Here is a 14,843-nt window from a genome sequence, read left to right as displayed (position 1 = left end):
CAATTTCAATTTAGATATTAGTCTCATTTATCTCTTTTTTTAATTTCTATGGGATTTTGATATTCTCATTACTTTTTGTCACTGCCATTGGCATTGCTATTGTTATTTTAATTTGTAAGTTTGTCATCGCATTTAACTCGTTCCGTTTTCTACAAACAGAATGGATTATAAATCAGATTATGTCTACACAAAACACAAATATTACCGAAAAGAAATATAAAAAACTCTCCATCCAAGTTTCCTTGGCGGGATTGTCTTTTTGCTGTTTTGACACACTCAATAATACAATTACTTCCTTTAACGAAGTCCATTTTGATTCTTTTCACAAAGGAATTAAAATTGAAGATTTATTTTCGAATGCCTTTAGGGATCATCCTGAATTGAGCGAAACCTATGATGATGTCTTGATTATACACAATAACAATCTGTCTACATTTGTTCCCGCTCCACTTTTTGACGAAAATTTCCTGGGGAGTTATTTGCAATACAATACCAAGGTTTTTGATACTGATTTTTTTGCATACGACGAAATCAGTAATTACCAAATCAATTCTGTTTACATTCCTTATGTAAATATGAACAACTTTTTCATAGATCAATTTGGCACTTTCGATTATAAGCATGCAAATAGTATTTTAGTGACGAAGCTTTTAGATGCATCCAAAAATATCGACGACAAGAAAATGACGGCGCATTTCAGTCAAGGACACTTTGAGATTATTGTGATCCAAAATCAGAAGCTGTTATTATTCAATTCTTTTGATTATCAAACTCCCGAAGATTTCATTTACTATGTTTTGTTTACCGCAGAGCAATTGAGTTTAAATCCCGAAAATTTTCCGTTAGAATTGATAGGAAATATAGACACCGAAAGTGATTTTTTTAAAATAGCTTATAAATACATTCGTAACGTTTCACTTATTGACGTCGACGATTTACGATGGAACAATTATTTTTCTGAGGCCGAAAACAGAAATCATTTTATACTTTTCAACTCATGAGAATCATTTCAGGAAAATACAAGGGAAGACGCATTTCTCCCCCAAAAGGCTTGCCTGTTCGCCCCACTACCGATATGTCTAAAGAAGCATTATTCAATGTAATCAATAACCATTTTAATTTTGATGGTTTAAAAATATTGGACTTGTTCGCAGGAACCGGAAATATAAGTTATGAATTTGCCTCCAGAGGTAGCGCACCAATTACATCAGTAGATGGCGATTTTGGTTGTGTAAAATTCATTAAACAAGTGGCTGCCGAATATGATTTTAATATCGCGGCAACTAAAAGTGATGTTTTTAAATTTTTAGAAAGAAACAATGCTAGTTTCGACATTATTTTTGCTGATCCACCTTACGCACTTGATCAAAAGATTTTTGAAAAAATTGTCTTATTGATTTTCGAAAAAAATACGCTTAATGATGACGGAATGATGATAATCGAGCATTCTAAATACACGAAGTTAGACCATATGGATAATTTTTCTTTCAAGAAAAGTTACGGTGGTTCTATTTTTAGTTTTTTCGAATTGAGTTCTGGTGAGGAAGAATCGGATGCTGATCTATTTGAAGGCGGCGAAGAAGAATAATCAATGTACTTAGATAATATAAAAGCCTTCGTTTCACGAAGGCTTTTATAATTTGGATTAAATTCTTAATACTTCAGTATGATAAATAAGAGAATAAATAGCATTAATTAGTTATTGGAAACCTCTGCTAATTTATCCAAAACCATTTTATAAGTTGGTAATTCCATTTCATATTTCAGTCCTTCATTGACAACAAATTCAGTCAAAGAAGCCAATTCAAATTTTCTACCGGCCAATACGTCGCGATGCATTGAAGAAGTTGCGTCTTTTGGTGTTTTCTCTAATTTATGAATCGTTTGCATAACAATATCATTAGGTAAATTCAATCCTTTTACCGCGGCTAGCATCGTAATCTCATTTAAGAGTTCAACATATAGTGCTCTGCTAGAATCACTATTTATGATTTCGCCTATATTTTGATTTAAGTAGGAAGTAGCTGAAGCCAAAGCAGAAATGAAAATAAATTTTTCCCAAACCGTTTCCTCTATGTTATCAACGAGGTAGCTTTCTACTGACGCATTCTTAAAAATAGTTTGTAGTGCTTTTAACCTTCCTATTGGTGCGGTATCAGATCCGAAATACAATTTTTCATAAGGTCCCATTTTTTTAATGACTCCTGGGGATTCAATCATCGAAACGATATACACGCTGCCCTGTAAAACTTCATTATCAGGATAAAGGGTGCTTATTCTTTCTGTTGCGTCAACACCATTATATAAAGGTAAAAAAAATGTATTTTTACTGATGCATTTTTCTAACGAAAGAAGACTTTCTTCTATATCATACGTTTTTGTCGCACAAATTAGATAATCGAGTTTTCCTATTGTTAGCGGATCATTAGAAACAATACTTGGAAAGGCAATAATTTCCTGATCATCAGTGATGATCTTTAATCCTGAAGCTGCAATTGCTTTTTGGGTTTCACCGCGAGCGATAAATACAATTTCGAATTGATCTGATTCGGCATAGGCTTTCGCCAAAAGTCCGCCAAAATAACCACCTACTCCACCCATTCCTAAAATTCCAATTCTTGTTAGCATACCTACAGTTTACAATAAAAATGAAACCATTAAGAAATTTAGAAAATTAAGCCTATTGACTTAATGAGACTTAATTTCTTAATGGTTCCCTTTTAGATTTCACAATCCCTTTTTATTAATTGTTGAATAAAAAAAACAGACCTATAAGCCGGATTCTGTATCCCGATAAATCGAGACCCTTATCATTTATCTAGATCATACATTACTGTATGACTCAAGCTATCTACCCTTCAACAACGGACGAGAAGCCCTTAAATGCTGATATACTTGATATTTCACCGCATAGAGTTTACCTGGTTTCACTACAGCATTACCTGTACATACTTTCTGTTGCACTTGTCCTAATCTCGCCTTTGCAGACAAAACCGACGGGGGTTACCCGCTATGCTTCTCTAAGGTGTCCGGACTTTCCTCCCTCTCGTCCCAAAAGACGAGACGACGATAAGGCGGTCTGTGGGGCGAAATTACAACAATTTTAACTCGAAGTCAAACATTAAATTTTACTTTAACAGCTATTTTACAAAGTCTTAATTTTAAATTACTTATCTTTAAATGTAATTTAAAACACTATCTATGAAACCTATATATCACTATTCAACCGTCTCTGAAGCCCTTGATGAATTATATGAACTAGGATTTACTTACGATTATAACATCAATCAGGAAGACATTATTGAGAAACCTGCTGAACATCAAGTAAAACATGTTTACAGATATGAAGGAGATTCTGATCCAGGCGATTCAGCTATAGTATATGGCATTACCTCTTCTGCTGGCAAAAAAGGGGTTTTTGTCGCTGGCTTTTCGGCCAAAACAAACAATGAAGCTGTAATTGTATTAGCTAAGTTATGTATTGAAAATAGTGACAATCAATGTAGAACATAGTCTAATTTCTTTAATTTAGTAAAAATAGATTCGAAATAAAATCTCCTAGTACTATATAAAAATAAAAATTATGACTCAAATGTATCATTATGCCACTGTTTCGAAAGCCTTAGATGAGTTAAATGAAAATGGGTTTACCTATGACTTTAACCTTCACGAAGAAGATATTGTAAAAAACCCACAGAAATATGAGATTAAACATGTGTACCGATATGAAGGAAATACAGATCCTGGGGATGAAGCTGTAGTTTATGGCATACAAACAACCTCTGGAAAAAAAGGAGTCTTTGTTGCGGGATTTGCTGCAAATTCAATTAGTGATGCGGCTCAAGCACTGATAAATATTAGTATAAAAAACAGGATAAAATAAAAATTAGACTCTCTAATTTGACAATAAAGTTATTTTATATTTTTTGCAATTATAAATTTAAAAATGAATTAAAAAATACCATGGAAAATATTTATCATTATGCCACTGTTTCAAAAGCCTTAGAAGAATTAAAGGAAAAAGGATTTACATATGATTTTAATCTTCATGAAGACGATATTGTAAAAAATCCCAACAATTATCAAATTGTGCACATCTACCGCTACGAAGGAAATACAAACCCAGATGACGAAGCGATAGTTTACGGCATAACTACAAAATCTGGTGAAAACGGTGTTTTTGTCACTGGTTTTGCCGCAAATTCAGTTAGTGATGCGGCACAAGTACTAATTAAACTTACTATTGAAGGAAGAAAATAATAGTCTTCTTGATTTTGGCCTATAAAATTTTTAAAACAAAGCTCCAGTAAATTTTTGACTTGTGAGATAAAATCATCTGAAATTAGAAGTTATGAATTTAAAATTCAAGCTTTTAAATTGACAAAAGAGAACCGTAAAAAAACTGCTAAAAGACTTAAATCTATACTTTTTTTTAAGTCTTTTTGTATTGTAAAAACAGGAGTTCAATTTTCTAATTCCAATAATTTTAGAATTAAACAAATTATCATTTTCATAATATAATGGCAATGACTATATTTGCTTTCGAATAAAAATTCTATGGAACAATTTATTGTATCGGCTCGTAAGTATCGTCCTCAAACATTTAATGATGTAGTAGGACAAAAAGCCATTACTAATACTTTGCTGAATGCCATAGAAAGCAATCATCTAGCCTCTGCCCTATTATTTACGGGACCTAGAGGAGTTGGAAAAACGACTTGTGCTCGTATTTTAGCTAGAAAAATTAATCAACCGGGCTACGATGACCCTACTGAAGATTTTGCTTTTAATGTATTCGAATTAGATGCTGCGTCTAACAATTCAGTTGATGATATAAGGAACTTGATTGATCAGGTTCGCATTCCGCCACAAACTGGAAAATATAAAGTTTATATTATTGATGAGGTGCACATGTTATCTTCAGCGGCTTTTAATGCTTTTCTGAAAACACTGGAAGAACCGCCAAAGCACGCCATTTTCATATTGGCAACGACCGAAAAACATAAGATTATTCCAACCATATTATCGCGTTGTCAAATCTTTGACTTCAAAAGAATCACGGTAAAAGACGCTAAAGAACATCTTGCGGAAGTGGCAACTAGTCAAGGAATCATTTTTGAAGATGATGCCTTACACATTATTGCACAAAAAGCAGATGGTGCCATGCGTGATGCTTTGTCGATATTTGACCGAGTTGTTTCTTATTGCGGAACTAACTTGACCCGTCAGGCCGTTACCGAGAACTTGAATGTACTCGATTATGAGACCTATATCACGGTTACAGATTTAATTCTTGAAAATAAAATTCCTGAGTTACTGATGGCTTTTAACGACATTCTTTCTAAGGGTTTTGATGCGCATCATTTTGTATCTGGATTAGCCTCTCATTTTAGAGATTTACTAGTAAGCAAAACGCCTTCTACTTTATCTTTATTAGAAGTTGGTGAACAAGCTCAAAAAATGTACGAGTTACAAGCTCAGAAATGTAGCCAAGATTTTTTGTTGAAAGGAATCGCTATTGCAAATGATTGTGATTTAAAATACAAACTGAGTCAAAACCAGCGATTACTGGTTGAACTTTGCCTGATGCAACTCGCCTCTATCACTTATGATGGAGAAAAAAAAAAGTTGAGTCCTTTATAATTCCGCCTACTTATTTTAGAAAAAGAGATTACTCTATAGCAGATCAAACAAAAGCTACAGAGAATGCGCTTGCTCCATTGCAAGCAGTCTCAGAACCAAAAGAAATTGTAGTAGAAAAAAAACCTGAAATTAGCATTTCTGTTCCTTCCGTTAAAACGGATACCACATCAAATGAACCTAAGGTTTCAGCTTTTTCATTATCCAGTATTCGTGCTAAAAGAGCGTTGGAAGAAAGCAATAAAGCGTATGTAAAAGAAGTGGTTGATTTGCCTACTGAAGCTTTTTCAGAAACGGAGATGTTAGTACAATGGACTAAATATGCCAAGCGATTAGGTGATAAAGGATTTAAGATTATGGAATCCTTGTTACTCATCAATGATCCCGTTTTGAATGGATCTGACATTACGCTTGAACTGCCTAATGAAGGTTCGAAATTAGATTTTGAAAAAGAGTTAAATGGACTTTTGGGACATTTAAAAGGACATTTATACAATCATGATATTACAATCGAAGTTATTGTAAATGAAAGTTTTGAAAACAAAAAGAATTTCAATGATCAAGACCGCTACAATAGATTACATGAAATAAACCCTAGTATTGAACTGTTAAGAATCACATTTGGATTGGACTTAAACGGATAAAATCAAAATCAATTTTTAACACTTGTCCGAATTTATTTTTTTTCTATTTTTTTATCCCCTACTAACCAAATCATTAGTACCGAAACATAATAACTACGGAAATCAATTCGCTATAAAAAGAACAGAAAATTGCGACAAAATATAATATAAAGCTAAGCTTGCCTTTAGTGTCTTTCCCTACCGCTATTGCAATCCGTGATTCTTTGCCCTCATTTGCTATAATAGCATTCTGCAGCAGCCAAAAAGATATTGAACATAAAAATAATATTATTCCATAAAAAGTAAGTATTGCTTTGGCAAAATAATGGACTCCCATCCACTTTGTAGAAATGGGAATTAACGACAGCCAAAATAAGAAATGTAAATTAGCCCAAAGTATTTGTGCATTAATTTTAGAAATACTTTGCATTAAATAGTAATGGTTTTTTCAATAAATTCCCACATAGGTAAAGCTCAATACGTAACTAAAAAAAGCTGGAAAAAGAGATGTCAAATCATTAAATGCATTTCCAACTTGACCGTCAATTTCCAATACCATAATGGTAATTATGATTGCGAGCACTCCGTCGCTAAACATCTCCAATCGATATTTTTCCATTGGGTATTTTTAGGCAAAGATAATCTCAATATAAAACATAAATAGTTAAAAATCAGTTATTTAACTTAAAATTTGAACCAGCTACTTCCTTTTATATTTTACCAAAATACATGGCCTTTACAATTCCATCCGATAATCCAATTTTAGGAACATAAATTTGTCTTGCTCCACTCCATTTCATTGCATTGAGATAGATTCTAGTAGCGGGAATAATAACATCGGCACGGTCTGGGTTTAACCCTAATTCGGAAATTCTTTGTTCATAAGTCAATGAATTCAAGAAAGAATATTGTGAAGTCATGTAAATATAAGACAAAGGTTTTTCTTGCATTTTGCCCGACATTTTAAATAATTTATTAATATTACCTCCAGAACCTATAAGGGTTACTTCTTCATAATCGACAGTTATTGTTTTAATCCATTTTTCAATTTCGTCCCATACTACATCACAAACCATATCATTTAACAATCGAACGGTTCCAGCTTTAAACGACCTAGAAGTTACGATTTTGCCATTCGAAAAAAGTGTAAATTCAGTACTACCTCCACCAACATCCACAAAAAGATACGTTTGATCTGTTTTTAACAAGTGGTGTAAGTCTGTTGAAGCAATAATTGCTGCTTCTTTTTTTCCATCAATGATTTCTATATTAATAGCTGCTTTTTCCCTGATAAGATCTGCAACTTCCTTACCATTGTATGCTTCCCTCATTGCTGATGTTGCAAATGCCTTATACGACTGCACTTTATGTACTTTCATCAAGAGATTGAATGCTGTCATGGCGTCGCACATTCTATCAATATTTTCTTCGGATATTTCGCCTACAGTAAAAGCATCCTGTCCTAAACGAATAGGCACACGAACCAAAGAACTCTTATTAAACTGAGGTTCTTTACCCTCTTGCTCAACAATATTCACAATCAATAAGCGCATGGCATTTGATCCAATATCGATTGCTGCGTATTTTTTTATAGTAATCATTCTTGATTATGATTTTTAATTTACTTTTTTGTCGAAAAACGAAAAAAATAAAATTGATTTTTTTAAAAAGTTTCAGCCAATAATTCGACTTTCTTTTGATAGTATTCATAGGTTTCTATTTGAGCTCTAAATACAGGGTCACTATTTCTTTCACGATACTTATTATCCAATAAAGCAGAATGAACACGTGCTTTTACATTTCCTTTCCAACCTAAATCAAAATTGTCAATCAATTCTTTTTTAATTCCCTGATCATATATTGGGCATGTTACTTCTACTCGTCCATCAAGATTGCGAGTCATAAAATCTGCCGAAGAAATAAAAACCTCTGTTTGTCCGGCATTTCCAAAGATATATATTCTGGAATGTTCCAGGTAATTATCAACAATGCTAATCGCTTCTATATTGGCACTCATTCCTTTAACACCAGGAATCAATGAACAAATCCCTCTTACTTCAAGCTGTATTTTTACCCCTGCATTACTGGCTTCATACAATTTATCAATCATCCCAAAGTCAGACAAACTATTCATTTTAAGTTTTATGTATGTTTTTCGTCCCGCTAATGCATGCAGAATCTCTCGATCAATTAATTTATAGAATCGAATACGAGTGTAATGTGGCGAAACAATTAGATGTTTATAGCGGTACAACCTATAATTAATATTAAAGAAATCAAATATTTTATTAATGTCTTTCAGAATCTGTTGATGGCTCGTAAACAGCGTGACATCCGTATATACCTTTGCCGTAGCTTCATTAAAATTTCCTGTTGATATAAAGCCGTATCTTTTTACTTTACCACTTTCAATTCTTTCAATAACACATATTTTACTGTGCACCTTTAGTCCTTTTACGCCAAAAATAAGTTCAATTCCCTCCGTTTGCATTTGTTCTGCATACGATATATTTGACGCTTCATCAAATCGAGCTTGCAATTCAATCTGAACTGTTACTTTTTTACCATTCTTAGCAGCATTGATTAGGGAACTTATAATTTGCGAATTCTTAGCTAATCGGTACAAAGTTATTTTAATTGTCGTGACCTTAGGGTCCAAAGCTGCTTCACGAAGAAATTTAGTGAGATAAGAAAAGGATTGATACGGCGCATTCAATAAATAATCTTTTTCACTAATTTTTTGCAATATACTTCCTTCCAGACTTAATCCAGGAATGGGTAAAGGATCATTTTTTGCGTATAACAAATCGAATCTCCCTAAACTTGGAAAATCCATATAATCTCTTCTATTATGATATCTACCACCTGGTATTATACTGTCTGTAGAATCAATGTTCATCTTATCCAAGAAGAAATTCAATGTGTCTTTTTCAATTAATTGATCGTATATAAAACGAACAGGCTCGCCTATTCTTCTGTCTTTTACACTTGTCGAAATTTTCTCCAGCATGCTCTTGCTCAAATCACTGTCAATGTCTAATTGAGCATCGCGGCTGATTTTTATCATATGTGCAGAAACACTTTCATAATCAAAAATATTAAAAATACTTTTTAAATTATGTCTGATTACATCATCAATAAGGATTATATATTGTTTTTCATCGGCTGAAGGTAAAACAACAAATCGATTCATTGTCTTCGGAATTTCGATAATGGCATATCGAACTTCTGAGTTTTTTTTCATTACTAATTTGATCGCTAAATACCCCATATTATCTCTCAATAATGGAAATTCAGACAAATCATTTAATATAATAGTGACTAATTCAGGGCTCAATTTTTGTATGAAAAAATCTTTCAAATATATTTCTTGCTCTACTGAAATTTCATTCTCATTAATAATAAAAATATTTTCGCTTTCAAGTTCTGCTTCAATTTTTTTTAGAATTATAAGGCTTTCTGTTTGATCTTCTATTACAATCTCTGTAATATCTTTTACTAGCTGTTGCGCTGAAATACCTCCCAGAATTTTCTCTCCGGACTTACCAGAAAGACTTAATCTTCGTATTGCTGCAAAACGAACTCTAAAAAACTCATCTAAATTATTTGAAAAAATTCCTAAAAAACGTAATCTATCTAAAAGTGGTACTGATTCATCTGCTGCTTCTTGAAGTACTCTGGCATTAAAAGCTAACCAACTTTTCTCTCTATCTATATATCTTTGTTTTAACACTATTTTTATTTTAAATCTTTTGGAACAATTATTTTTTGGGTTATCCCTTTTTCAATTTCCGCCCAGTAATCGGTATCGAATTGTAAAGATACAAATCCAGCTGTAGGTACGTTACTAATAAAAGTATTTCCAAATTTATTAACAAAATTTGTAATTGCAGCATTATGTCCAAAAAGAATGATACTTTCTAAACTATTATCACTTGTTTTTATAATTTCTTCTAATTGTTTTTCATCAAATGTATAAAGCTCTTCTTTATATATAATACACTCTAACGGATATAAAATGTTTTGTGCAAAAATTGTAGCCGTATCTATTGCTCTTTTTGCAATACTACTCCATATCACATAAGTCTTAGGTAAATAATCGAAGAGATTTAATGACACTAAATGCGCATCTTTCACCCCTCGTTGATCTAATGGTCTATCACTATCTCGTAGAGGAGCATCCCAATTGGATTTAGCATGTCGTATTAATATCAAATTTTTCATATTTTTAGAATTTTATTATAATCTTCAAATAAGATTTAAATCAAACAGAAAGATACGATTAATATTAGTTAAACATCTTTTTATCTGAAATAAAAATCACAATCATCTTTATTTTTTAACTTGCTAAACAATAGCTAGTTACATTTAAATAATGTTTTTTTTATTAGCATTTTGCTTACTAAATATTTATCTTATAGATGTATTTATATTTAGCAAGAATTAACTTCAAAAATTATTATTAAATTTTACCCATTAATTTTTTTACAATTCTAGATCTAAATTTATTGATTGACAAATATCGAAATAACAAGCGTTAACGAATATTATTTATTATTTCAAGTACTAAAATGACTACTGATAGTTTATATATTTAAAAAATTAAAATTTATAAAGTACTATTGAAACAGTAAACAAACGAGTACCAATACCTTTTATATTGTTAAAATTTTAACATATAAACGATCTGTTTTTAGTAATTTTTAAAAAAGCAATACCTTAGTTTACATGAAATCTTATCAAAAAATGTGATTTAACGAGTATTTAGGCTATTCAAAGATAAATAAATTGGAAACTATTAATTATTCTTAATTTTGGATATAAGTAATTAGAAAATAGTTCTTACAATTATTAAAAACAGGAAAAAATCGCCTACGATGAAATAATCTTTTAACCCAAAAAGAGTGAGTTTCATTCCTGAAAATTATCAAAAAAAAATAAATTTAGTATTGTTACAAGGTAATTTATTTATCAACATATTGACACTATTTAAAAATTTATTGGAATAAATATAATGTTAATTGGAAAGTTTACCTACAACTGAAAATTTCTTTAACCCAAAAAAAGAATGTTTTCTTCCATTAAAATATTGAATAAAGGCTGATTTCGATATCGGAATCAATAAATTAGGAATTATTTTAAACGATTTAAAAGAAGATTTGCTACTAGCTTTTTAATTTTTCATACCCAATATGAAAAACATGATTTTTTAGATTTAGAATACCAATATTTTTTATTACATATTTATAGCTCATCAAGCAAAAGGTTACCTACTAACCAATACTTTCTTCCCAAAAAAAGAAAGAATATCCTTAAAATAGTTTCAATATTTCGCTTAGAATAATTTTCAATAATACGGAAAAAAATAATATTCAATTAATATATAATCAGTCCAGAATAATAACCCTAAATCATAATGTATGGAAACTAATTCTACTCAAACAACGAATAAAACTACAAAACTTTCAATTATTAAAATAGCGCTATTGAGCCTTTTTTTACTAGGGTTTACTTATTCTTATAGTCAAAGTAATTCCTGTAACGCTACTTTAAAAGTTGAAAAGGATAGAAATATTCAAAGCTCATCTTCTACAGCTGGAGCTTATTACGTGATGATTCTCACAAATAATTCCTCCTTTTCGCAAAACTTTTCTCTAAACACTTTTAATGTCAATAGCACTTGTTCTAATAATGATGGAACAAATACTTCAAGTAATGTAAACCTTGAATCATCTTTTTTTGATATTAATCAACAACCCATTTCTCAAATAATAATAAGTTCGGGTCAATCAGTTAATTTTTTAGTAAAAGTGAGTGTTCCTATTGGTACCGATTTTGACAAGTGGTGTTGTACACAAATAATTGCAGAATCATCCAATTGTCCTAACTACAAAGTAACAACCGTAGTTCATACACAAGTAATTAATCCAAATGAAGGATAACTAAAATAGAATGGAATTAGGCAGTTCACCCAAAAACTATTTAAAATGGAAAAAATTTTACACTTAATCACGAATCAGATATCAGGAATAAAAAAGATACATTTTGTATTAGCATTCCTTATTGTATCTTCATATATGGTAGGTCAATCTATAGCTACAACAAAAAGCGTCACAAGCTCATCTTGCGGTGTCATTGATGTTGAGGTAGATTTCACAGGTGTTAATCCTATAAAGGGGCCTGTTGAAGTAATGTTAGTCATCGATGTGTCTGGCAGTATGGGATCTAATTCAGGTTATCCCACTTCTTTAAGCCGTGCTCAGGATGCTGCCATAGCTTTCGTTGATAAAATTTTAGCTGATCCTATCTCTGTAAATGGACTCAATCCAACTGGAAAAAACAGAGTTGGTTTGGTCTCATTCAGTGATAAAGCGTCGCTAAAGAAAACATTAACCAATTATAGTGATAAAGCCGCTTTGAAAACCGCAATAACTAATTTAAATGCTGGTGGATGGACGAATAATCAAGATGGCATTGTACTAGCTGATAAAGAGCTTACAGACTATGGAGTATTTGATTGCAGCACTTCTAGAAGTATCGTTTTATTATCTGATGGTGTTACTAATAGAACTGGCCCAACAGGTTCTGCTGGTACCCAATCTTGTAATACCCCAACTTTTCCAGCTACAACAACCTGCATAACAGCAGCTATTCAAGCTGCAACGGATGCGAAGACTACACCAAAAGGAAGCCCTTCCGTAACTTATAATAATCAAATATTCTCAATCGGTCTTTTTGGAGGAATATCCGGAAATGATGAAAATGTGGCTCGATTTACACTACAAAAAATTAGTACTACGACTGGTACCCCCTATTATTTTGAAACTCAATCTTCCGCTGACTTATCAGGTATTTATATTCAAATTGCCAATCAATTGAACTGGGTAGCAAAAGACCTTATAGTTACAGAAACCATACCTAGTGGTTACTCAATTAGCAACGTGATTTCTTCCAGCGGATCCGTTTCTCCTTCCATACCTCCTACTATTGGGCCCGGAGCTATCACTTGGAAAACTGATTTACTAACTGTTACTCCAATTACTTTAACTTATAAACTAACACCCGATGGAACTGTTTGTGGTCCTCAAACAGTTAGTGCAACAGCATTTAAATATATTAACTCTAATTGTAGCACTGTTACTGGGCAGTCCGTTATCACTCCAGAATATTTCATAACTTGTAAACCTATTATAACTGGCACTTTAACCGCATGTGAGACAACCACATTAACTGCAATTACTAATACTATTTCTCCTATTTATTCTTGGTACAAAAATGGTACTATAATATCGCCGGCACAAAATAGTCCAACTCTTATTGCTACTTCTAGTGGTAATTACACCGTAAAAATTAAGAATAGTGCTGGTAGCCCTAAATGTGAGTTAAGCTCAGAACCGGTAACAGTAACCGTAAATGCTTTACCTATCTTAACAGTGGTAAACCCCGCTGCAGTATGTTCTCCTTCAACGGTAGATATTACTACCAATACTGTTCAAACTACAAATACTGGAACAACAACTAAATATTATACTACTTTGGCTTTAGCCAATGCAGGTGGAGCATCAGATCTAACAACACCAGCGGCTGTTACAACAACTGGAACCTATTATATCCGAAGTGAAGTGGCTACTGGATGTTTTATCGTAAAATCAGTAGAAGTGACAGTAAACCCATTGCCAACATTATCAGTGGTAAACCCCGCTGCAGTATGTTCTCCTTCAACGGTAGATATTACCAGCAATACCGTTCAAACTACAAATACTGGAACAACAACTAAATATTATACTACTTTGGCTTTAGCCAATGCAGGTGGAGCATCAGATCTAACAACACCAGCGGCTGTTGCAACAACTGGAACCTATTATATCCGAAGTGAAGTGGCTACTGGATGTTTTATCGTAAAATCAGTAGAAGTGACAGTAAACCCATTGCCAACATTAACAGTGGTAAACCCCGCTGCAGTATGTTCTCCTTCAACAGTAGATATTACCAGCAATACTGTTCAAACTACAAATACTGGAACGACAACTAAATATTATACTACTTTGGCTTTAGCCAATGCAGGTGGAGCATCAGATCTAACAACACCAGCGGCTGTTGCAACAACTGGAACCTATTATATCCGAAGTGAAGTGGCTACTGGATGTTTTATCGTAAAATCAGTAGAAGTGACAGTAAACCCATTGCCAACATTATCAGTGATAAACCCCGCTGCAGTATGTTCTCCTTCAACAGTAGATATTACAAGCAATACTGTTCAAACTACAAATACTGGAACAACAACTAAATACTATACTACTTTGGCTTTAGCCAATGCAGGTGGAGCATCAGATCTAACAACACCAGCGGCTGTTGCAACAACTGGAACCTATTATATCCGAAGTGAAGTGGCTACCGGATGTTTTATCGTAAAATCAGTAGAAGTGATAGTAAACCCATTGCCAACATTAACAGTGGTAAACCCCGCTGCAGTATGTTCTCCTTCAACAGTAGATATTACCAGCAATACTGTTCAAACTACAAATACTGGAACAACAACTAAATATTATACTACTTTGGCTTTAGCCAATGCAGGTGGAG

The 14,843-nt window shown here is 32.6% G+C and carries 14 protein-coding genes and 1 other RNA gene; 9 read left to right on the top strand and 6 right to left on the bottom strand.

Annotation, left to right across the window (positions count from 1 at the left end; all coding sequences use genetic code 11):
* Positions 1-179: 179 nt before the first annotated feature.
* Both AC4PRO_RS12370 and AC4PRO_RS12365 read left to right on the top strand, forming a co-directional pair.
* Positions 180-1,001: a DUF3822 family protein gene (locus AC4PRO_RS12370; RefSeq protein WP_074723375.1), complete on the top strand. Its 822-nt coding sequence runs from the start codon at positions 180-182 to the stop codon at positions 999-1,001.
* Complete coding sequence (locus AC4PRO_RS12365; protein ID WP_492117550.1) at positions 998-1,588, top strand: RsmD family RNA methyltransferase; 591 nt, start codon at positions 998-1,000, stop codon at positions 1,586-1,588. The genes AC4PRO_RS12370 and AC4PRO_RS12365 overlap by 4 nt, the downstream gene beginning before the upstream one ends.
* Before the next feature lie 107 nt (positions 1,589-1,695).
* Here the strand turns inward: AC4PRO_RS12365 and AC4PRO_RS12360 are convergent, their stop codons facing one another.
* Positions 1,696-2,628 (bottom strand): ketopantoate reductase family protein, encoded by a 933-nt coding sequence (locus AC4PRO_RS12360; protein WP_492117549.1) that lies wholly within the window; start codon positions 2,626-2,628, stop codon positions 1,696-1,698.
* A gap of 131 nt (positions 2,629-2,759) precedes the next feature.
* Positions 2,760-3,083: RNase P RNA component class A (rnpB, locus tag AC4PRO_RS12355), an RNA gene on the bottom strand.
* A gap of 118 nt (positions 3,084-3,201) precedes the next feature.
* On the opposite strand from rnpB, the gene AC4PRO_RS12350 reads away from it, so the two are divergent.
* From AC4PRO_RS12350 to AC4PRO_RS12330, 5 genes are all read left to right on the top strand, one after another.
* On the top strand, positions 3,202-3,513 hold the full coding sequence (locus AC4PRO_RS12350) for a hypothetical protein (RefSeq protein WP_074723378.1): 312 nt from the start codon (positions 3,202-3,204) through the stop codon (positions 3,511-3,513).
* A 70-nt stretch (positions 3,514-3,583) separates the two neighbouring features.
* A complete protein-coding gene (locus tag AC4PRO_RS12345; RefSeq protein ID WP_492117548.1) occupies positions 3,584-3,883 on the top strand; it encodes an SH3 domain-containing protein in 300 nt (99 codons plus the stop codon).
* 80 nt (positions 3,884-3,963) lie between these two features.
* The gene (locus AC4PRO_RS12340; RefSeq protein WP_074723380.1) at positions 3,964-4,260 is read left to right on the top strand and encodes a hypothetical protein; all 297 of its coding nucleotides are present in this window, start codon (positions 3,964-3,966) and stop codon (positions 4,258-4,260) included.
* A 297-nt stretch (positions 4,261-4,557) separates the two neighbouring features.
* Positions 4,558-5,643 carry a DNA polymerase III subunit gamma/tau gene (gene dnaX / locus AC4PRO_RS12335; protein WP_492117547.1) on the top strand — a complete coding sequence of 362 codons (1,086 nt, stop codon included), beginning with the start codon at positions 4,558-4,560 and terminating at the stop codon, positions 5,641-5,643.
* Between the two features lie 77 nt (positions 5,644-5,720).
* The gene (locus AC4PRO_RS12330; RefSeq protein ID WP_245744931.1) at positions 5,721-6,284 is read left to right on the top strand and encodes a DUF8439 domain-containing protein; all 564 of its coding nucleotides are present in this window, start codon (positions 5,721-5,723) and stop codon (positions 6,282-6,284) included.
* Between the two features lie 427 nt (positions 6,285-6,711).
* Here the strand turns inward: AC4PRO_RS12330 and AC4PRO_RS12325 are convergent, their stop codons facing one another.
* The 4 genes from AC4PRO_RS12325 to AC4PRO_RS12310 form a co-directional block, all read right to left on the bottom strand.
* On the bottom strand, positions 6,712-6,882 hold the full coding sequence (locus AC4PRO_RS12325) for a TMEM175 family protein (RefSeq protein WP_492117546.1): 171 nt from the start codon (positions 6,880-6,882) through the stop codon (positions 6,712-6,714).
* Positions 6,883-6,973: 91 nt separating this feature from the next.
* Complete coding sequence (locus AC4PRO_RS12320; protein WP_492117545.1) at positions 6,974-7,864, bottom strand: Ppx/GppA phosphatase family protein; 891 nt, start codon at positions 7,862-7,864, stop codon at positions 6,974-6,976.
* Between the two features lie 62 nt (positions 7,865-7,926).
* The gene (gene ppk1 / locus AC4PRO_RS12315) at positions 7,927-9,996 is read right to left on the bottom strand and encodes a polyphosphate kinase 1 (protein WP_492117544.1); all 2,070 of its coding nucleotides are present in this window, start codon (positions 9,994-9,996) and stop codon (positions 7,927-7,929) included.
* A 5-nt stretch (positions 9,997-10,001) separates the two neighbouring features.
* The gene (locus tag AC4PRO_RS12310) at positions 10,002-10,487 is read right to left on the bottom strand and encodes a SixA phosphatase family protein (protein WP_492117543.1); all 486 of its coding nucleotides are present in this window, start codon (positions 10,485-10,487) and stop codon (positions 10,002-10,004) included.
* A 1,196-nt stretch (positions 10,488-11,683) separates the two neighbouring features.
* On the opposite strand from AC4PRO_RS12310, the gene AC4PRO_RS12305 reads away from it, so the two are divergent.
* Together AC4PRO_RS12305 and AC4PRO_RS12300 are read left to right on the top strand one after the other, a co-directional pair.
* Positions 11,684-12,205 (top strand): hypothetical protein, encoded by a 522-nt coding sequence (locus tag AC4PRO_RS12305; protein ID WP_492117542.1) that lies wholly within the window; start codon positions 11,684-11,686, stop codon positions 12,203-12,205.
* A gap of 45 nt (positions 12,206-12,250) precedes the next feature.
* A partial coding sequence (locus AC4PRO_RS12300) for an FIDD domain-containing protein (protein ID WP_492117541.1) occupies positions 12,251-14,843 on the top strand: 2,593 nt, incomplete at its 3' end.

It is taken from the genome of Flavobacterium sp. DW-iso2, assembly GCF_058725285.1.
This window is presented reverse-complemented; position numbering and strand designations above follow the sequence as displayed.